Genomic DNA, 20,603 nt, shown 5'->3' on the forward strand with positions numbered 1-20,603 from the left:
TTGCTGGAAGGGAAACTGTTCTTAATGGGCTAAAACGAACCGAGTGTTTCTCGGTTGACCGAAACAATAACAGGGTCACTCTCAATACAAAACGAGCGACTGAAATTTTCTCAAGCCAACTTAAGTACCCTATGAGTAGAATTGAAGACGTGTATAAACTGCCATTCGTCTACAAATTTTGTATCTGTGTGTTCGGACTGAGAGATGAAACTTTGCCTTCAGTATTTTCACAAACTGAAGTGCTAAAGGCGTATGGCAGGCTAAAATGGCTACGCTTTGCAAGATGGGCGCTTGCTATGATTCCGCGAGCTGACCGATTATTAGTACCACTAGACCAAAAAATCATGCATTTTGCCTATGGCCATTATAAATCGACAACGAAAATTAAGCACTCATTGGACTTCAATGAGGATGTCAGATTTCAGCTATGCGGGGACTACTCATACCACTTAAATGGTGAACTCGACTTGAGATACGTTGAAGAATTGGTCAACCATATTTTACCTCTTGTGCTCGCCCACCCTCCAATTCAGGCTCTATTCAAGCAGCATGCCTATGCTATTACATTCACCAGACGATTACTGGCCGAAGCTAGAAGTCTGGGCAAACTAGGTTCATCACAATTCGCCTTTGTAAAAATACTGGACCGTCAGCTGTGGTACGCCCTCAACGACGAAGGTTTGTCTGGTAGCTCATTTGAAGCGACAGGCGTGAAGGCTCATTACAGTTGGGAAGTTGAAACCAAGCGAGCGCATATTTTCCCAATGATGAAGCAGTGCTTTAGTTACATCAATGGACTAAATCTACCTCGCACATGTGATGAATATGACGTAATTGAGATTCCAATGGAGCACCCATTGGCAACAGAGTATCCGTTCAATCCAGAGAAAGAGAAAGCTCTACATGATGAGCGCATGAAAAATGATCCAAGCTACCGCCTGCAGCAAACGAAAATAAGAAGGATTGTTAGTGAAACATAACGCACTGCTTTTCATTGACCTAGAACTTAGTGGGATGAGAGCATTTGATGAGGTCATCGACTTTGCTGGGTTGGAATTACGCCCTAACAAGTCGATCGCTGAACGGCCGACCGTGAGTTTATCGGGTCTCGTACGCGGGGCTAACGAAATTCACCCTGACCAACAAAAACTGACTGGCATTACGGTTGACCAAGTCCAAAAAGGCAGCATTGCGGGGATACAGGAAGTTGTCGAATGCATCTCGAGACCAAATCTCATATTGGTAAGCTACGGCTTGCAATTTGACTTGGATTGGATCTACCACAGTGCTCAACTCAATGGCGTTTCTATGCAGAAGGAGTATAAAGGTATTTGCCTATTAGAGAGCATAGAGAAGAAAATAGGCTATAAATGTGGTTTGGACTCTGTTGTTGGGACAAATCGTTGCCTACATCGAGCAGAACAAGACGCATGGCTTCACTGGGAAGTTGCTAACAAAATGAGCAGAGACGACATTGAAATAAAACGATTTGTGGCAATGGAGCCAGAATCAATAAGATAGAGTTAGCGGGAGCGCGTTGGAAAGCTCACAACATTGGTGCTTTGTGGGTTGCTATCACGATTTTGGCCTTGCGACTCTTTGAGCTGCTCTTGGATAGCGGCTTGTTTCTCAGATAACACAGACAACAAACGTTGAAGCGACTTTTTCGAGTCGTCCTTGTCTGAAGTTGAAGATTTTGATCTCAATGGTAGTTCAACAATCACTGCATTCTCCGAGGATGCCATTTGCAAGGCGTTACATAGTGGCATACTAAAGCTCATCAATAGTAAACCCCATTTTCATTAGACAGTGCCTGATCGTACATCCCATAACTCTGGTTACGAATCAACCGGTTAACATAATACACTGCCCCACTAGACGCCCGATCTCGTACTTGCCTAATTACGTCAGTTAAGTCACCAGACCCTTGAACAAAGGCAATAGCACAGTTGCTATATCCATGGGCTGCATCGAGGTATGCCTGCATTATAGCGGGGTCTGTAGAGAAAGTCTCTACCGTCAATGTTAGAAAAATGTCATCTATACAAGTTCGAATCACTATCTCATTGCCTTTCACGAGGCACGCACAGGATAATCTACTAAACAAATCACCAAATGCACCACAGTCTATAGCAAACAGTTTACTATCGTGCAGTTTCTCATTAATGCGATACTTCGGTAATTCATCAATTATATATGCGGAGAACGTGTTATTGATCAAAGTAATACTTACTTCTTGCTGACCCCTTGCAGTTTCAGTGAACTCAACTTCAAAATCTTGGTTTGGTGCGAGAAGAATAGACATGAGGTCATTAATGACCTCCCCTTTTTCCGCCAAGGTTAATCCTTTAGCTTCATCACCTGCCGACTGCGTTAATGGCACTCTCAATGATTGCATTGTAATGTGCATCCTTTTGGAAAATGTAGTATATTATTTTTCTAGTAATAAAGCATATATCGCCTGTCGCGACTACGCAACAATATAACAGCAGGAAAAGATATAATCATGAGCTGGATAACTTTATTTGAGCTATACACGAAAAATTCGAAGCTGTTTCATAGAGATGGTGAAGATTTAACCAACGAAGAAACCGACTGCGTCAGTGCCTTTATGCTATACATGGCACAAGCAACTAGTGCCTTACTTATTGGTTCACCAATTTTTAGAGAGCTCGCGAAAGTCAATGGTGAAGGTGAGCTTGAACTCTTCCTATCAACAAACGACGTCGAACACGACATCGCCTTACAACATTTAATTTGCTTGGATGCGCTCGAGCGTGTGAAGGATATATGCGCATTAGAGAGAGAGGGAGCACCTAGCATAGAGGCACGCATAAACGCTGAGCCCGTCATCACTTTTTTTTCCAATTTCGTTGCCCACTGTCAGCCCAACGCCATTATCAACCCTAAGAACTTCACCTCTGATGTAATGCGGAAGAACATTGAAGATCTGAGCCTAGCTTCACAATCAGCACAACAAGCCATGCGCAGCGGCGCGTAAAGTAAGGACGGGAAGGCATGGGAAACATTAACGATCTCCTACAGCGCAAACTCGACGCACGAGACTCGGGAAACATGCAGCAATCGAAATCGTCTTCGTTGGTCATGAATGCGTTGAAATCTAGCATGGCAATCATCTTAGATGTTAGGGCCAAACACCAAACTGAAGAAGATTTCATGAACGGTGTTGCCGCGTCGATCAAGCACACTTACGAGAAGCAAGGTGAAATTGTTGAGAAAGTAAAGATAGTGGCTGGTGGATTTACTGAGAATGAAAGCTATGTTTGGCGTAGAGCGTTTTACATTGCCGCAGCCAATGTACTGAAGGAAAAATCGCCTCACGAAAATGTTGTTCTTGCGATTCTAAGTAACACTGAGCAAGCAAAAGCCATATGCGCTCGGCTGGGGTTGGAGCAAAGTGAGCTGACTAATCTGATTGCTAACGTAAGTAGTTACAACCTATACAGTGAAGCAAACACTTTTTTCTCATCAACCCAGTCATCAATAATGAAGGCTGGTGCTCGGATAGAAGCAGCGTTGAGTAAATTCGAGTTTGGCACTTCTGAACAGTACGCAAAAGATATCGCGGTAAAAGCCTGCACGCTATCAGTCATTGACTTGATGGAACTATGTCCTGACTTAGTAAGCAACAAGCAAAAAGTAATGTTTCAAAAGTCCTGCATTGGGCACGCAGCAAAACTAACTTCTACCGCACTAAATAACGTAGGAATCAAGTGGGATTATCATATCAATGATTTTGACATATCTGACTTTGAAGAGCAGTTTATGTCTGAGCTCGATTTGCTCAAGAACTGTTTGAAGTATTGCGCCAATCGGGTCCGAGAATCGCTATCTGCATTTGAAGAACAGCACGAAGAAACAACGCTTGTAGCGGGTCGTACTGAATTTGGCGTTTCTGATCTGTTGAATGCCATTGATAGTGTGCAAAGCATTCTTCCCCACGAGGACAAAGAGGTCTCTGCGGCCGTTTTCGCGCAGCAATTTGTGAACACATTAAAAACCGCAGACTTTTTCACGCAGTATCTGACAAATAACATCGACACTTACATAACGAGTATTGCTGGCGAATCCGCAAAATCTTTCGCCTACAACACGATTTACACCGCCTTGCTGGAGCCAATACGAAACATTCATTTCGGTGATCTCAACTTAGATGAGAGATACCTAAAGATGTGCGCAAACATCGCTATCTACCTAATTTCTGAACAGCCAGCAGTGAATTCGGCACTGAACGAAAACGGACTACTCTCTGAAGACATTACGGCATTTCGACAAGAGCGGGACATTGCATTTGCGATTGGAATTAACAGTGCGTTTCAAAACCGCCAAGTGATCATTCCTGCAGCTGCCGAACTGACCAAAGCTTATGCAGCAACGCTTTCGTTTAACTGGGGAATAAACCTCGCCTATATAGCACCCCACATTGCCAAGGCTATATTGATGGTGACCAATCGACTTTACTTAGAGATGGCTCCAAAAGTTGTGGCTACGAACACTTCGCTGTTTCGTGCATGCTTATCGCGAGCAACAGATTGCTTTGTACAGACATGGCAAATCGAAGCAGAAAAGACATTAGAGCATTCAAAGCAGCGTTACACCCGCGGTGATATCTCGCAAGCCGACTCTGAACAAATAGTGAAAACGATTCTTGCGCGCTATGTTACTGCCAGCTACGAGCAGAGCCACGCTAGTGCTATGTTGACTGACTACTTGCATGACATGATCAACTTCAGCGATACAGCAAATCCTGTAGCGTCGACTGACGTGAACCCAGAGACATTACTGCAATGAAAAGTGCCATTCGTCGGACGCGACGTAAAATCTTTGGGCTCGTTCTGGGGCTTGTGGTGGGCGGCACGGCGTCATTGGCCGTGTCTAAGAAAGCCAGTGCATTTGGTTTTGCACTAACGCCAGAGCAGTTGTTCAAAATGTTCTTGGAAAAAGCCGGTGTCGTTATGATGCGTTTTTTCAGCAATCGATTTATGTCGAATCTACAAAACGTTATTGAGGATACAAGTGACGAAGTCAAAGAACGAAGTGAAAGCTCTCAAGCAGACATGGCCAGAGCGATGGCGGTGGGCTTTGAAAGACAAATAGAACTGGCGGCTGAAATTGCAAAACGGAAAACTGAGCGCGAGGCCGTGGTACCGACAAACAGCTGCGCACGACATGAAATAGCGAAAGCAAGTCAGTCTGTCAGCAATGTCTCAGGTAAGTTCAGAACAGCGTTGAACGAACGAAACAAGGGTTATCTGCTGGAAGCGTCGAGCAACGCAGGTGATCAGCAAATTTCTAGAAAACCACTAGTTACATCGTTGAAGAACGAGAACGGTCAGTATGAGCTTAAGCAATTGCAAAAACTAGTCGGTGTCGGGGCGTTCGACGACTCACTGAGGGCAGAGCGTGAGCTTGCTGCTATGGTGAGTCGGATTCGCACAGTCAGAGGGCTGGGAACAACAGGGATAGAAAGAAGCATGAGCGTCGAGCAAGCCGGTTTACAAGGGATTGTTGATGTTCTAATGGATAGTGTTAATCACCTATTTGGCCAAAGACTCAAATCGAGCGCCTTATCTAGTGGCCTGATTGACACTATGAGCCCCGAGCTAGCAAGTCGATACGAATACAGAAAGCTATCGTTTATCGAGCTGCTAGAAGCAGAGGTGCTCGCGAGTAGTGAGAATGAAAAGTTTTACAAAGAAGTCTCTGATCTCCCCTCACTCACGACAGCCACGGTAATGATGAACAACCAAATTGCGACCAAAAACAAACTACAACGAGAAATGTTGGCCGTAGAGGAACTGACAACCAAACTCGAAGCTATGGAAAGTCTTTGGGATGAGCGAGGTAGGAAATAGATGGAATCAACGCAGCAAGTGAATCGCAGACAGTTTTTCAAATACGCTATTGCCGGAACCGTTGCTGGTGGTGGCGCAGCGTATAGCCCAGAAAGTAATGCGTTTGCTTTCACTGCGGCGGCTATTGCAACTGGCGAAAAAATTGGTTGGGCAGCACACCCTCCAATGGTATCTGGTGGCGAGTTTGTTAAGCGCATATACGAAGAAATGTCTAGCGCGATGGACTCCACAAAGATTCAGTCTCTCTATAAGGGATTTGACGCGATCACGGAACAACAATCAGTCCTCGAACAATTTTGCTTTAGCCGAAGCATTGAGCCAATCACGGATTTCTGCACTTATAGTGATCAAAGTGCCATCACAATAAGTGGACTAAAGAAGCGCGACGAACTGGCATCTGCCCTCACAGAGCAAAACATACGCGCTGGCAGTCAGGCGGCGCCAAGTTCACTCGACATAAGCAATGGCGTAAGAATACTGCTGAATGATGAAGACTCTCTAATATACTCGCAAGAGGAACTTGCGGCCTTAACAAGAATGATGTTCAGCTTAGATCCTACACTGCAACAAAGTAGACATCCTCAATACTACAACGCGCCATTCATTTACAAAAAGATACTGTTGCACGCGGTTGCCAACTACCAAGTAGCTGGAAAGGCAACGAATGCGATGCAGGTTCACCACAAAAAGGTGAAAGCAACCTATCACTCCGGCGACTGGAGAGAGTCGTTGAATGCGTCATCTGCCACAACAACATTAGCCGCAGAGTACGTCGTACAACTTGCAACGGAGAATAGGCTGTTGTTCGACATGCTGATAGCTCGACAAATTGGACTGCTAGTACGATGCATTCAACTCATTGATAAGTTAGAGAAGTAGGAGACCCCCAGCATGCCAGAGATAAAGATTCATCATTCACAGACTATTAACTACGCTGGAGAAATGGTCCCGCTAAGTCCGATAGTAACCGGTCAACCTGATGGCGGTAATCAAGAGCAAGGTAAGGCCGGCATGTGGGTGACAGGCGCTGCATTGGTTGCCGTCGGTGCATCTTTCTCGTCGCCAGCACAGGCAGGCATAGGTGGAATACTAGATAGCTTAGTGAGCAAAGCTCAAGAGATGCTGAAACCATTATTGGAAAGTACCTTTGGCGCGTTTGGCTCATTGATCAACAGTGGCATGCAGGACTCGTCTGCCGCGATAGTACAAGCCAACGCCACCGGTGCTGACAGTTTGGTGCAAGCAATGAAGGCTATTGCAGACAATGATGTAGCGTTGGAAAGCTTACCACCACCGAGTTATTGTGAATCTGATGAAATAGGAGCAGCATCAAGCAAAATTGGAGTTTCGTCACAAATGACGTTGGACAGTTTGGTCCGGCAATCAGCTCTCACACACTCTAGCAGTGACAACCAAATCTATAGCACCAAGATCAATGGCATTGCTGAGCGTTATGGCCCTAATTCAGAAGCCCCAAACAGGCATATCGAATTAGCTAGCATCCTCAGTTCGAACAAAGTCGAGAGTCCAACGGATGTAAAAGCATATGTTGATGGAGTTGATGCGATGTCATCCTCCGCCATGAAGAAGATTCAACTAGATCCCGCCTTAGCATCATCTACCAGCGGCCTAGACAGAGCTAGGTACGTAGAACAAAGTGGCAAGGCAGCAAAGCTTGAACTGGCTAAGGGAGTCATGTACGAGTCCTTGTCTGAGCGAATGGTCTCTGAGTCCGGTGAAAGTAAACTGAGCTTGATGGATAAAGAGGTGGATAGAACCTATGGTGGGGAAGGACCATGGAGAAATGAGCTGTTGAATTATGCAGCCCCGACCCCCCTTCTTGTTGAGCTCAATAAACAACAGGCCTTTACAAACTACTTACTACTTGAGCAACTAAAAAAAGTATCAAAACAGAATTTGATGATGGCATCAAACGTTATTGGCAAGTCATAGGAGAGAGTGCGCATGGACAACGTAAATACAGCAGAAAGTCACTACGGGACAGTTGAGTTGGCCAATTCAAATGAAATTGGCGATCGCGCCTATGATGCAGATATTGTTAATGAGGCGCGTTACGATAGTTCACACTACGATGATGCTATCAAAGAACAGATTCAGTCAATTGATGACCATATCAAAAATTCGGAACAGCAGGGCTTTAAGCGAGACGAATTTACTCTCGATCCCAAATTAAACTTTGATCCTAGTACAGCGCTCTGTCGAGACCCAGAACTAGACCACAAAGTAAAAGAAGAGCTTAGATATAATCAAGAGCTTTACAGAAAGCTAGAAGAAGAGGCGAGATTGAATCGAGACAAAGCCAGTCTCGGAGCGCAACTTATCGGTTTTTTGAGAGGTGGCAAGGGAAGCGTTGAAAGCGCATTTGCTGCACAAATGAAGAATAAGCATATTACTACGTTGGAAAATAACACGAACTTGTGTCGCAAGGCGGAACAGCGCTTGGCTGACACCTATACCGTTGCGACCCAGCATTTCAACAAGGTGAACGAATTAAGAAAATCTGGTCACAGTGCAGAAAGGTTGTGGGCAGACCCAGAGTACGCGCGCGCCGCCAAGATGCATGTTGCTGCGACAAAAGAGTGGCTCAATGCACTTGACGAGACTCAAAAGACGATTTTGGATACAGGCGCGACCGATGTAGCTGAAGTACATAATGCTGATGCTATCGAAGAACTGTTAAACCATGCCACTGCGAGCAAGGATGATTCTGGAAAATACAGCGGTGAAGTAAACCAAATCAACAAGGATATGGCAAAGTCCTACATGGAACTAGCCCCTGTGTTAGATAAGAATCACGTTGGAAATGTGCTCGAAAACAACGAAAGCAATCCCGAGGCAAAGAAACGGAACGAAGAAGCCATGAAAGAGTTCATGGAGTCAGTTGAAAAGATGTTCTCGCGCCTATCTTCGTTCCTTGGGATAAAAAACAAAGCTAAGTCCAACAGTAACATGGGTATGCGTTAAGTAGTAAAAACGCGAATAGCAGCAAGCCTTCTACTACATCAAGGCTTGCTAGTCCCCCACCCCCATATGCAGTGCAATTACCTCTCATGCACTATCAAACGTCCTCTGTTTCAAGGTCTTTAGTTTTCTGCAATCTCAGCTGCATACGCTTCAGTATCATTAGCGCCAATCGTTTATCCTCTGCAGGAGTAGGATCGTGAGGGTGCGAAGTTCTCTGGTAAAGATGAGACAAAGTCGCTGAAGAGCGAACCATGTGACTATTTCGCTCTTCTTCTGTCACGCTCCCTTGCATTTGCTCCTTGGTCTCCGAAGTTGAGATTTCACCGTTCGATAGTTTAGTTTTCAAATGGTCTGCTCGAGAAGATAGAGCAGATATTGTTGCCAAGCTATCCAAGACATTCGTTTTGTCTAAGCCATGAGATGCAAATGCAGCATCAAGTGCGTGAGCGTGGGTCGTTGCTTGGTTATGCAGTTCGTTACCATCAACATCAGTATCGGCATCATCAGCTGCTGTTGCATGTGGTACCGTTTCGAATGTAGTTGTGCTTGCTGGCTTGCTAGTACTGCGAGATTTGGTTTTCGGTGGTTTCGGTGTGGTGCTTACGTCCGACTCACTCTGTTCAGGTTCATTCGGTTGATCAGATTCGGCATGTGTATCTTGCTGCACATTGGTTGGGGTAACCGCAAAAATACTGGACTGAGCATCATCAGAAGCGTCAGTTTGAGTGTCCGTCGGGATATCCGGTGCTACTTGAGATAGTCGAGTGTACTGGTCGTCATCTGATGGTTGCCCTTCAACAGCTTGATAGTAATCATCCATCTTGGTGGCGCTATCGGAACGTAACTGATTGAGATCTTTCATTTCGTTCACATTAGCAAGTATGTAAGACGACAAAGCGACAAGGTTAGCCGTAAAAGGGTTGCTACATAACTTTGCGGCAGCTTTGTTTAGCTTGGCCAATTGTTTGATTTCTTGGAGAGGCGGCGGAGGTGGCTCCTTTAATGATGTCTGACCGGAAATAATCTGGTCATATTCAACGGTCATGTAAACCCAGTCATCTTCTGCTCTTCGAATATCCGAGTCAGAGTACGGTAGCATCATCCAGAAATCATTAATTAGAAGCGATTTGAGGGATTTGGGGTGCAGGTTAGGACCGTCAATCCGATGGAGTCTATCTACAGCGTTGATGTACATTTCACCTTCGCGCAAACGTTGTACTGCACGCTTATCAAGACGCTTTTGCTCAGTATATGAGGCACGTGATTCACGTTGCATCTGGGTGCCACTGTTTGAGTTGTATTCGAGCTCCATACCGTCTCTTTGCCACACATACTCCACATCAGCAAGCTCAGAGAGCAGTTCAAACGTTTCTTTGTCGATAATTTTACCTGCAACTTTAATCATAGTGTTACCCATAACCGTTTCTACTTCTTTGGCTACCTGTTCACTAAGCTTCTTCATTGCTGGCACATCTTGCGCACTATACCATATGCTATACCCCAAACCACGAGCCTGAGCAGCCACAGCACCCTCACCAGAAGAGAACATCATACCTACTTCGTCGAGGATATTGATGAATGGATAAGGAGCGTTTGTTGGACGATTTTCTAGGTTCCGGCGGACACTACCAACAAATCGTTCACCGAGTGATTGGCCCATAACGCCTTTTCGTGCGGCCATGATGATACGGCCCATAGACGCGACAGATTCGGTGGAACCCTCTAACGCGGGTAGCAATCCGATAAGGACACGATCTTGAAGTACAATCGATTCCATATCGATTTCACCGATTGTCACGCCAAAAATATCGGCATAATCACCAGCCAACATATTGATGACAAGAATAATTTGCATTGATGCAAAGCCCCACTGGTCATAAACCTGTGGGCTCTGGACTGACTGCCCTTTCTCTATTTTCTTGAAAAACTCTCCAGACATACCTGGCAAAGTTTTGATAAAGCCTGCAAGTTCTTTCTTTGATTCGTGCGGTATCGTCTCACGTGAAAGCAGCGCACCCGCAGTTTCAATGACCAAGTAGTCCAGAAGCGCCGGAATGGAAAGGTTGATCATCGCTTTATCGCGCATGTAATGCGTAGGCTTGAGTATGGCCGCTAACAGTGCGTCGGCACGCTTAGCCCAAATATCATTGTCACCTTGCATTAACGATTTCATGGTTTCGGTGTTTTGCGCCGAACTGCCTCGTTCTAGCAAGTTGTAACTATTGGTCGTCTTATCGGATGCGTATTCGTTTCTATCTCTGGCCCCTCGGATATAGTTGAGAATGAAGAGATCATCTATGCGGTTCGTGCGCCATAGGAGAGATTGGTGCATACGAATGATATCCAAGTCGGCCTTAGCATCAATGTACATGTAACCAGCGCCCCAAACTAACGCGTTCGCACTCCCGATACTGGAGATTGTGAAAGTTTTGCCCGAACCGGTCGTAGCAAGAAATGCCAAGTGTTGACGTAGCATATTATTGGAAAACCAAGCCTGCTCGTTGGTGCCAAATACATTTCCAAAATACGCGATCCCACCCGCTTCTTTATAGTTAATATCACCGGTTTCTTTGTCTTTCACTGGGTCGACGTTGAATTCGTCCATCTTTCTACCCGAGGTCACCGGTGCAAAAAATGGAAATGTCGCTTGTGCATAGGCTCGATAGAGAATCAAACCGAAGATAATGAGGCCAAATAACGGAAAGAAAAATGGTAGGGATACCAGTAGTAAGGGTAGTATTAAGTATAACCAAACCACTCTATCCGAGGCCATGAAGTTAAAGAACTTCTCAGACTTTGATAGAGGCCGATTCTGAATATACTCTTTTTCTACAACATGTTTTGCCATATTAGCTTTTCACCTTTACAAACCTCTATTCGATAATGATGTCGTCAAGTTGAAGCCGCTGATTGCTATCAAAAAGATTTGTGGCGCCGTCGGCTAGGTCTGAAGGAGAAAGTGCCCCACCGAAGTCATAATTGATTCCTACATCTACCCCCACTGAACCGTCATAGTCAACGCCAAACCAACTCGCCATATCTTTTGTGTTGTAGCCACAAATTGATATGTCTGGCAGATCCAGCTTGAATGACTTGAACAACTTTCCACCAAACTTACCTAGCAGATCATTGAGACCGCAGTCCTCAAGTAAACTTGGGAAAGTAGGCAGAGCATACTTCGCCATTTTTTCTTCATGGAGCTTAGAAGGAGCCTTGCAAGTAGAAGCAACAGCAATAGTTGGAAATAACAGGCAGGACGTGAGCAATAGATGCGAAAATTTCATTTGAACCGTTCCCTTATTCATCAAATTGAGATTGGATTTGGCGTATGACCGTCTGCTGTCTCTCATGACTAAATATTTGGTGAACTAAGTTGAGTCTTATGAGAAGCAATACACGGCGAGACAGAAGGTGTGATGGGATAGCAATCGAAGGATCAGCGTCTTGTACGACATTGTGTCTTGTCAGCATTTCTTGAGCTCTGTCAGCATCGAGGTAACACATATCCCCAAACAACTTGATTGCTCGCTTGTAACTCAGTTGTCCTTGAAGCTTTACCAAGTCGTCTAATGGAACATCGGCTAACCAACTGAGACCAGACACTTCCCCAACGTCAGCGTGATCCAAATCAGTGCTAGATGTTTGCGTCAGCAAATCGTCGATTTGGTTAAAGACCTGTTGAACATCTGCATCATCATCCAGAGTCCATTGCTCCAATCCACTTAAGTGCACTAGGGATTCTTTGGTAGAGGTATCAAACTGGTCAAGCCAAGCCTCAATGTCTTTGTCTGAAAACACAACGCTGTCCTTTTGTACATTTTAGAAATAATGATATACTAATTTTTAAAATATCCAAAGCGTATCACGACCAGTTGGTAGGGAGAACATCAGAATGGGAACTGCGTTAAAAGGAGCTGTTGCGCTGATTTTGGTAACGTACGCTTTGCTGATGAGTAACATCGCGTTGGCTCAAGAAGAAGGACTATCGCCAGTATCAGACGTAGTTCACTCACCCAAAGTAACCACCGAGAATGCAACAAAATACATTTCAGCGTTACAAGACAAAGCGTATGAGATTGCAGATAAACAAGGGATTTGGCTTCCGCCGGATTTCCTAGATGGCCCTCATGACGATGACATGTTTCTCCAGATGCTACGCTTGTTACTTGGCAATCCAGTGGATCATATTCAGAACATAATCAAAGGAAGAGCAGACCCGAATAGCACCACAACTCACATTACCCTCACAACGTTGTACGCTAAAGTAATGAACTCAATCGGCGTTCTTATCATTGGGGCTATAGCGTTGGCGAGTACCGTGTTCTTCTTCGCCAAACGATCCATGGACATTTCGTACTTAACGAACCAAAAAGAAGAAGCATTCCCTTTCATTTTCATGCGAAGTGGGCTGGGTACCCTAATTTCATACCCCATTCCAGCGTTAGGAGGGATGAGCGCGCTTCAAGGGTTGACCATTACTGTACTACTCCTTGGTCTTGGCTTTGCTACGGCGATAATAAAGCTGTCAATTCCATACAGTTTGGCACCAAACATGGTCATGCAACCCCAGCCGCACGTAGCGAAATTTGTGGATTTCGTATTGGAAGCTAAAACCTGCACGATGGCATTCGCAAAAGCCGACGGTCAAGCACTTAACACATACAAACAGGCAGAGAACGGGTACAAATACGTCGACATTAAACAGAAGACGTATCAATACGGCATGCCGGACCAGCCAGCGAAAGTGGTAGGAGAGCAAGCGCTATTCGGAATATCGGAGAACGGAGACTGTGGCACCCTAGAAACAAAGAAAGTGCTTGACACTACCTACATTGACAATCGAGTCGAAAGTACGATGGCAAATCTCGTACGATCGATAGCCGATGATGCTATTAAAGAAACATTACAAACAGTTTGGACGTCAGAGCTGATTAACGACATCGCGATCAAGCTGAATAACAATCAAGAACAGCAAATAGTCGATGAAGATTTACCTAGTCAGTACGCGCACTTTCGAATCAGCATGCAAGATCAATTGATTGGTAAAATTACACAAAGGGTTCGAGAATCATTTGACGAAAGCATTGATGGCAACCAATCGATATATAGTCAGTACAAAGATAGTATCGGCAACATTGGTTTTATGGGGTTGGGCGCGCTGCATACAATGATGACGTACCAACAAATGAATGCGACCCAGCAATTGAGTGATCTGTTTGCAGAATTAAACCAGCCAGTCTGGGACGCGTCAAACTTGGAGTCTAAAGGGCTCATAGCAATGTTCAAAGATTGGTGGAATTCAAGCGGCATTGAACACGTTGAACAGACAAAAGCAGGATTACTTCTCTTCTTCAAATCTGCGCACCAAGCGTCACCGGCCAAAGATCCAAAAGACCGAATTGACGCAGCTGTAGAACTGTTTACGCCGGTGAACTACGCACAATCCATGGGACAGTCGATCATTGAGATATTCCGAGAAGATTCTCACGGGGTGGTATTCCCAAATCCGATTATTGAGATGCGCTCCGTCGGCAACACGATCGTCAACACTGTGGCAGCAGTAGCTATCGCAGGTAGCTTTTCAGGAGTTAGAAAGCTTGCCCCAGTAGGAAAAGCTATGGAAATGGCTGCTGGGGCCTTTGGTTCTGAGGGTGCCGAAAAGTTGGGCGGTTTGGTAACTGCTGCTCTATTCATGATGTTTTCCATCGGTTTTTTCTACGCAGAAATCATCCCCAACATTCCTTATATCATGTGGAGCTTGGCTGTATTTAGTTACCTGTCGTATGCCACTGCTGCTGTTATCGCTGCCGGCTGGTGGGGCGGTGCAATGGCGATGCAAAACCCCAACAACGAACGTACTTTCTCCGGTCGTATTCATGAAGGTATGAACATCTTACTTACGCTATTTCTCAAGCCGTTCTTGATGACGATTAGCTTCTTCTTGGCCACCATTTTGAATATTGCGCTGGGTTATTACCTACAGTGGTCGTTAGAAGCATCGGCTGTATCTTCATCCTACGGCGGATTTAACATTCTCTCACTGTTCGGGATGATTTTCGTCAACGCCATTATCATGGGCGCAGGTGTAGTGAAAAACCATTCTCTCATCCATGAGCTCCCAGACCAGTTACAACGAATGCTTAGCTTTAAAACAGCTATCGACGACCGTTCACATGACCAAGCGTACCAACAAGCCACACAAATGTCTGGCACTCTTGGATCAAATATCGCTTCTTTGGGCCGAAATATGGCAACGCCAAAAGACCCTGCAAGTAGCTTCAGTGCTGTAAAAGGATAAAGGTAAATTATGGTAAGTAGCATTTTGAAGAACAAATTCCCTGCCACCTCTGAACTGGAAGAAGACTTTGACGATATTAGTGAAGAAACGTTACTCACTAGCGCCATATCCAAAGCGACTAAACCCCACACCCCCACTACGGCTGTTGAGGTCGCGTCTGTACCAAGAAAATCAGCACTAAGCGGCGCAAGCACTACGTTGAACGTAAACGAAGGTCTTAACATCAATGCGGATACGAGTGAAACAACCAACGTGGCAGATAAGCCTATAAATGAGAAAGAAGATGTAGAAAAACTCGACGAAAACAAGTCTGATTCATTGGACTCAGCCCCTAACGACGTCAAGAAAGAGGTAGAGTCTACTGAGACGAAGAAACAGGTCCAGACCAAGCCACGACAACGACCGAATCTTGAAGATGTTGCCCAGCAAGCTGCAATCATTCTTGAGCAAGAGATAGATAACGAGAGTGATAATACTGAAGAGGAAGACAAGTTGCGTGCGAACGCAGTGGCGTCTGCGAAAAAGCTGGTAGAGAGTGAAGCGATATCGTCAGAGTCAAAGCAACGGTTGACTCTAGCGCTAGATAAACTTGAGGAAAAAGATAGCGCTCGTAAAGTAGAGATAACTGGGACCGAAGAGTATTCACAGGCTTCTGTTCAGAGAGAAAGCCAATACGACACAGTTCGAAAGGTAATAATCGATGGCGACACGGTTAGCCGAAGTAAAAGCGGCGCAAACAACGCGGATGCGACAGCTGGTCATAGCCATTTAATCGCTGACCCCGCATATATCAATAGCGCGAGACGCAAGCTAATTAGTTCCTGTTTGCCAGTGACTAACTGGATCAAAGAAACGCATTTGGTCCCAACAAGTGAGCATGAGCCATATGGACATGAACGACACGTTCTAGCGAGGAACGGTCAGATCCATGACTACGGGACTAAGATGGACATGACCGGCATGAACAAAAAGGACAATGCTAGAACAGCGATCAACTTTGCGCGAAAACAGAACTGGAACGCAATCGCTGTTAGCGGTAACTCTCTCTATGTGGCGCAGGCAAAAGAATTGGGGAAAAAGTACGGAGTTGTGGTGATCGCTGTTGATGAAAAAATCATCCATAGCTCTCTAGAAGAAGAACTTAAGGTGTCATCGTCTTTAACGGAAAAGGCGTTTCAAACGAAGGGTCCTACAGAGGACGCTCCACAGAAGAGTAACACTACTCCGCAAGCTAAAGACAATGCAGCTACTAACCAAACCCAAAACATGGACATGAGCTCTGAAGACATCGATAAGATGAGACCAAGCAACCAGTTCATGAAGCAAGGCATGTAATATCAGCGCAAGGAAACACCAAATGAGTCAGAACAACACACAATGGCGCCAACTGTCGCCGCTTCAATTAGTTAGAGAAATCGAGGCGGTCGCGAGCAAATTACGATTCGAACCTCGTGATTCTCAGGTGGGCAAGTACTATCGTGCAGTTTTGGATGATGCTTCGCTAGAAATAGAGCGCCGACTCGGAGTGGTGGCAAATCATAAATGGAATAATCACCCTAAAACACAAGCTCAACTCGAAAGTCTACTGTTTCTACGAGCTGAGCTTCACGGATTTCTCGGAGAACTAAAGCCGTCGTTGTCTAGTGAGCTTGAGCGCTGCATAGGCAAAATGCAATCAGCGCTCGGTCACAAAGATAGCCTTGATGTTCAGAACGAAGAATTTGGAGAGCGGCTTACAATGCCGATTACATGTGAGGCAGCGACTGAACTTTCAATTAGTACCAATAGCGTTTATTCCGCTTATAGTGCTATTAAGTCTTCCCCTAATCTCAGCGCTATAGATATCAGACGCCACGAAATGTTTGTCAGGCGAGCAACAAAGCGGCTGGATGAACAGCATCCAATGCAAGCCGTTTTGAAGAATATTGATGCGCGACTTATTGAGGCGAAAAAGGCACAACTCAAACAATACCCCACTTCGAAGAAGCGACTTGTAGCATCGAAGAGATTGGATTTATCGTTTAACACCAAAGTAAATGGCTTTGCGTTCGGTTTTGCAGGAATTCAAGCTAAGGTTATTGGTTCTGAGTATCCGCAGAAAGGCACAGTGTCCGTTGCCTTGCTAAAATCTCTACCATGGTTCACCAAACACGAAGGAACAGACCAGCACCTCAACCATCAAGTGCACTATTTTAGCCGTTCAATTACAGTGGTCGAACATAAAGCACAGTATACTTTCGAAGACACACCCGACGCTCGTAGTATAAAAATTGGGAAGCGTCTTCTTAGAGGAACCCAAGCTGAGCAAATAGTCGTATGGGGTAGTACTGCGTTCTGCAAGGCGATATCCAAACACTGCAGAAAGAGTGGAGTCAAAATCAAAGTGTTGACTAGTGAAGAGCTTGAAGTTATTAAAGGCCGAGTCGAGCAACGGTTGAGCAAAACTGAACTCGAAAATACGCAGCAACATAGAATAGCAGGCAACACACCTCGTGACACGGGCAATGGTAGACGATTTGTAAGCGATATGTTTGGAGGAACTGCCCCACAACTAAACTTGAAAATCGCATAGTCACGGGGAAACCATTTTCTATGAAAGTCCTGCCTTCCTTTATCATTTCGGACCTAAAGACTAGAGTTAGACTCAGCGACATAATTGACCGAGAGCTGGGTCTACACAAACTGAAGAAGGTTGCGGGTTCGTCTGATGCATTCACAGCATGCTGCCCGTTTCATGATGACAAATCACCTTCACTTAGCATTCAAGATGATATTGGGGTTTATCACTGCTTTGGGTGTGGAGAGAAAGGCGACGTGTTCGATTTATATCGCGATCACCTCGGAAAAACGTTCCGTCAAACTTTGGGAGAGCTGGCATCAATGTGTGGACTTGACCTTGAAAGCCTATACAAAGATGTTGACCAGATTTCCAAGGCGCCTAAGCCGGTTGATAGCAAATATGCGCTTCAGTTCACCAACTCAATATTCAACACCTACGCAAAGTACGATCCATTCTTTTCCCCACCGAGCAAAACATCAGGCAAAAGCATCGAAGTCCCATCATCACTAAATGACATGAAGTACACGCTGACCGCGGTAAACCATCTATTCGATTCAAATAATGGTGGAAGGATAGCTGAATTACTCACTGAAAATGAGCACCTCAAAGAAGCTGCAAATCAGTTAGGCGTAATTGATGATGAGACTGGCCAGTTGAAGTACCCGCACGAGCTATGTTTCTTACCGGCTATTACGATTACAAATGACTTGGACTCTGGGAGCAATCTGCCCCACATAGTTAATAATCGAAGCCAACCGAAACAGTTCCAGTGCGCTGGGTTTGTTGTGTTGAACCATGAACTGGAACATGTGGGTTACTACCCTGATGCAGCAGTTAAATCTAGTTCTGCACTGCTGATTCCACCACCTAGTGTTTTCGACACGGTTGATAGAATGGAGAAGATATACATAGCGGATTCGCCAGAGCAGTATATCGATTTGGTGTCGTGCGGCATGAATAACGTTGTAGCACCAGCTTATGGCCAACTTAACCATCAACACTTAAGGTATATTAGCCAACTTCCGGTGAGAGATGTATGTTGGGTCACGACCGCAGACTCACTCGCTCACGAACAAATAGTCTCGCGGTTAGCTATTTTTGCGGAGTGTCTTGGTACGAACAAATCTCTAAGTTTGACCATACTGAAAAATAATGAAGACAACACTCCTTTTGCGTCAATGGTTGTTGACTCGGGAGTATCGGCCCTCGCCGCCATTGATGCTAGGTCGATTAACTTTGAGAAAGTATTGCGTATCGCGAGCCCCACAGTGAGCAGACTAGAAGGAAACGCCAAATCATTCGCTATTCGCGCCATTGCACAGTGCACAAAGAAGTCACTGCTGTCCAAAAGCGGCAACAGCGATGAGCTTGTCCAAGCATGTGCGAAGATGTTAGACGAAAAACACATCACTCCTACGGCTTTAATCAGTCTTATTACAAACGAAGGGAAAGGACTGATAGAAAAGCTACTAGATTTCACTAACTACCCTACCCCAACCGTTGAGCACCTTATCACCCAACTGAGTGGTGAAAACTCAGATGAAATCCTCGCAATTTCAGAGTTAAAGAATCGCTTAACCAACACAGAACAGAACTTGGTTACAGGCTTAGAGATCACAAACGACAACCTAAAAGTGGCGATTGAGTTCATAACCAAGCTACACGAAATCCAACCTGAGCTAGTGCTCGAGAAAAGCTTAACAGCAACCCCGTAATTGCAATAATACAACATTACACCTAACAGCATTGCATTATTGCAACCCAAATAATAAAAACGCTGCACTATAACAATGTTCATGTGTTTTTCTTGACGATTTCGCGCCTATCGCAATAATAACTGTATGTTTATACAGCGCAAGAAACATTCATGACCTGCATACGAGTTAGACATCACTTTGGCAACGTAGTCCTAGATAGTAATGGTTCCCCACAGCGTTCCAGCATCTACGAAAATCACATAACAACTATAAGTAGAGACGGGGATCACTTCTTGATGCCATTTGGGGGATTTGTCCATAGCCCACTGCCAGATATACCCAAGCCTCAAATGGTTAAGCTATTAGGCATTATGCAAGTTACGTATGATGAGCTAGGTATCACCGGCTGGAGCGATATCCCCAAGAATCACTATTGTGTCGGAGTGTACGGTAGGGGGAAGCTGTATTTAGTGTTACGCAATAATCAGCCCATCACATTTCCTCTCAGCGACAGAAAACACACTAAACTCACAGATAACGTCATCGCGATAACATCAGCACGAAAATGAAAGAGAGGCCTTGACGCCTCTCCTGTAATGCCTAATTTGCTTCTGTTAGATACTTCTTCAATCGGCTATGCACCAATCTCTCAGTCAGATTATCCTTGTAACTAAAGTAAACAATCTCGACTCCGTTTTCTTTGCTTCTCAGTAGCTTCTCCCTATCTCTTTGCTTGGTTTTCATAAGGCCTTCCTTGCCACCAAACAACTCAACAGGAACATAGTGTTGCTGACCTTGATACTCAACAGCCAATCTTAACTCTGGAATATAAACATCAAATCTCTGTCGTTCTAACCAGATGGGTGAGGCTTCTCTTTGCACGGTTACATCAGGAAAAAGCACTTGAATATAGTTAAACAGGAGAGTTTCGTTAACCCAGCGCTCTCCAATCTTAGCAACGCCTTTTAGGGCTCTTACTTTGTTCTCTGCTTCCTTTTCATCAATCCCTTCTTGAATTTCAAACTTCCGTATATAGGCACCATATTTAACCTTGAACGCTGAGCCATACATATCGTGACAAAAAGTCATATCAGAATGAGTATTTGCACATAGGTGGCAAATCCCTTCTTGGAACAACTTCTGTTAGGTGCTGTTCATGCCACCTGTTGAGTAGTGATTAACCTTAG

Annotated in this window: 18 protein-coding genes; 12 read left to right on the forward strand and 6 right to left on the reverse strand. The window is 45.0% G+C overall.

Annotated elements, in window-relative coordinates:
• Together AC6R1O_RS05770 and AC6R1O_RS05775 are read left to right on the forward strand one after the other, a co-directional pair.
• A partial coding sequence (locus AC6R1O_RS05770) for a secretion/conjugation apparatus DotM-related subunit (RefSeq protein ID WP_500656683.1) occupies positions 1-980 on the forward strand: 980 nt, incomplete at its 5' end.
• Positions 970-1,521, forward strand: coding sequence for a 3'-5' exonuclease family protein (locus tag AC6R1O_RS05775; RefSeq protein ID WP_500656684.1), 552 nt, complete (start codon positions 970-972; stop codon positions 1,519-1,521). The genes AC6R1O_RS05770 and AC6R1O_RS05775, both read left to right, overlap by 11 nt.
• A 2-nt stretch (positions 1,522-1,523) precedes the next feature.
• Here the strand turns inward: AC6R1O_RS05775 and AC6R1O_RS05780 are convergent, their stop codons facing one another.
• Together AC6R1O_RS05780 and AC6R1O_RS05785 are read right to left on the reverse strand one after the other, a co-directional pair.
• Complete coding sequence (locus AC6R1O_RS05780) at positions 1,524-1,769, reverse strand: hypothetical protein (protein WP_500656685.1); 246 nt, start codon at positions 1,767-1,769, stop codon at positions 1,524-1,526.
• 11 nt (positions 1,770-1,780) lie between these two features.
• A complete protein-coding gene (locus tag AC6R1O_RS05785) occupies positions 1,781-2,398 on the reverse strand; it encodes a hypothetical protein (protein WP_500656686.1) in 618 nt (205 codons plus the stop codon).
• A gap of 108 nt (positions 2,399-2,506) precedes the next feature.
• On the opposite strand from AC6R1O_RS05785, the gene AC6R1O_RS05790 reads away from it, so the two are divergent.
• The 6 genes from AC6R1O_RS05790 to AC6R1O_RS05815 are packed head-to-tail and all read left to right on the forward strand — an operon-like array spanning position 2,507 to position 8,861.
• Complete coding sequence (locus AC6R1O_RS05790; protein ID WP_500656687.1) at positions 2,507-3,001, forward strand: hypothetical protein; 495 nt, start codon at positions 2,507-2,509, stop codon at positions 2,999-3,001.
• Between the two features lie 17 nt (positions 3,002-3,018).
• Positions 3,019-4,812 (forward strand): hypothetical protein, encoded by a 1,794-nt coding sequence (locus AC6R1O_RS05795; RefSeq protein WP_500656688.1) that lies wholly within the window; start codon positions 3,019-3,021, stop codon positions 4,810-4,812.
• Positions 4,809-5,876 (forward strand): hypothetical protein, encoded by a 1,068-nt coding sequence (locus tag AC6R1O_RS05800; protein WP_500656689.1) that lies wholly within the window; start codon positions 4,809-4,811, stop codon positions 5,874-5,876. Before AC6R1O_RS05795 ends, AC6R1O_RS05800 begins: the two co-directional genes overlap by 4 nt.
• Entirely contained in the window at positions 5,877-6,755 is an 879-nt protein-coding gene (locus AC6R1O_RS05805; protein WP_500656690.1) for a hypothetical protein, read from the forward strand.
• A 12-nt stretch (positions 6,756-6,767) separates the two neighbouring features.
• Entirely contained in the window at positions 6,768-7,829 is a 1,062-nt protein-coding gene (locus AC6R1O_RS05810; RefSeq protein ID WP_500656691.1) for a hypothetical protein, read from the forward strand.
• Between the two features lie 12 nt (positions 7,830-7,841).
• Positions 7,842-8,861 carry a hypothetical protein gene (locus tag AC6R1O_RS05815; RefSeq protein ID WP_500656692.1) on the forward strand — a complete coding sequence of 340 codons (1,020 nt, stop codon included), beginning with the start codon at positions 7,842-7,844 and terminating at the stop codon, positions 8,859-8,861.
• A gap of 94 nt (positions 8,862-8,955) precedes the next feature.
• Here AC6R1O_RS05815 and AC6R1O_RS05820 read toward each other — a convergent pair whose 3' ends face one another.
• Genes AC6R1O_RS05820 through AC6R1O_RS05830 form a run of 3 tightly spaced genes read right to left on the reverse strand, consistent with a single transcriptional unit; the run spans position 8,956 to position 12,659 of the window.
• A complete protein-coding gene (locus tag AC6R1O_RS05820; protein WP_500656693.1) occupies positions 8,956-11,709 on the reverse strand; it encodes a TraM recognition domain-containing protein in 2,754 nt (917 codons plus the stop codon).
• Positions 11,710-11,734: 25 nt separating this feature from the next.
• Positions 11,735-12,145 carry a hypothetical protein gene (locus AC6R1O_RS05825; protein ID WP_500656694.1) on the reverse strand — a complete coding sequence of 137 codons (411 nt, stop codon included), beginning with the start codon at positions 12,143-12,145 and terminating at the stop codon, positions 11,735-11,737.
• 13 nt (positions 12,146-12,158) lie between these two features.
• Positions 12,159-12,659: a type IVB secretion system protein IcmW gene (locus tag AC6R1O_RS05830; RefSeq protein WP_500656695.1), complete on the reverse strand. Its 501-nt coding sequence runs from the start codon at positions 12,657-12,659 to the stop codon at positions 12,159-12,161.
• A gap of 94 nt (positions 12,660-12,753) precedes the next feature.
• Here AC6R1O_RS05830 and AC6R1O_RS05835 point away from each other — a divergent pair, with 94 nt between their 5' ends.
• The 4 genes from AC6R1O_RS05835 to AC6R1O_RS05850 are packed head-to-tail and all read left to right on the forward strand — an operon-like array spanning position 12,754 to position 19,434.
• Positions 12,754-15,159 (forward strand): DotA/TraY family protein, encoded by a 2,406-nt coding sequence (locus tag AC6R1O_RS05835; RefSeq protein WP_500656696.1) that lies wholly within the window; start codon positions 12,754-12,756, stop codon positions 15,157-15,159.
• A gap of 9 nt (positions 15,160-15,168) precedes the next feature.
• A complete protein-coding gene (locus AC6R1O_RS05840) occupies positions 15,169-16,494 on the forward strand; it encodes a hypothetical protein (RefSeq protein WP_500656697.1) in 1,326 nt (441 codons plus the stop codon).
• 22 nt (positions 16,495-16,516) lie between these two features.
• A complete protein-coding gene (locus tag AC6R1O_RS05845; protein ID WP_500656698.1) occupies positions 16,517-17,731 on the forward strand; it encodes a hypothetical protein in 1,215 nt (404 codons plus the stop codon).
• Between the two features lie 20 nt (positions 17,732-17,751).
• On the forward strand, positions 17,752-19,434 hold the full coding sequence (locus AC6R1O_RS05850; RefSeq protein WP_500656699.1) for a CHC2 zinc finger domain-containing protein: 1,683 nt from the start codon (positions 17,752-17,754) through the stop codon (positions 19,432-19,434).
• A 582-nt stretch (positions 19,435-20,016) separates the two neighbouring features.
• Here AC6R1O_RS05850 and AC6R1O_RS05855 read toward each other — a convergent pair.
• Positions 20,017-20,505, reverse strand: coding sequence for a hypothetical protein (locus AC6R1O_RS05855; protein WP_500656700.1), 489 nt, complete (start codon positions 20,503-20,505; stop codon positions 20,017-20,019).
• Positions 20,506-20,603: the final 98 nt, after the last annotated feature.

It is taken from the genome of Vibrio sp. R11-SG3-ISO3-SZ (assembly GCF_059834345.1).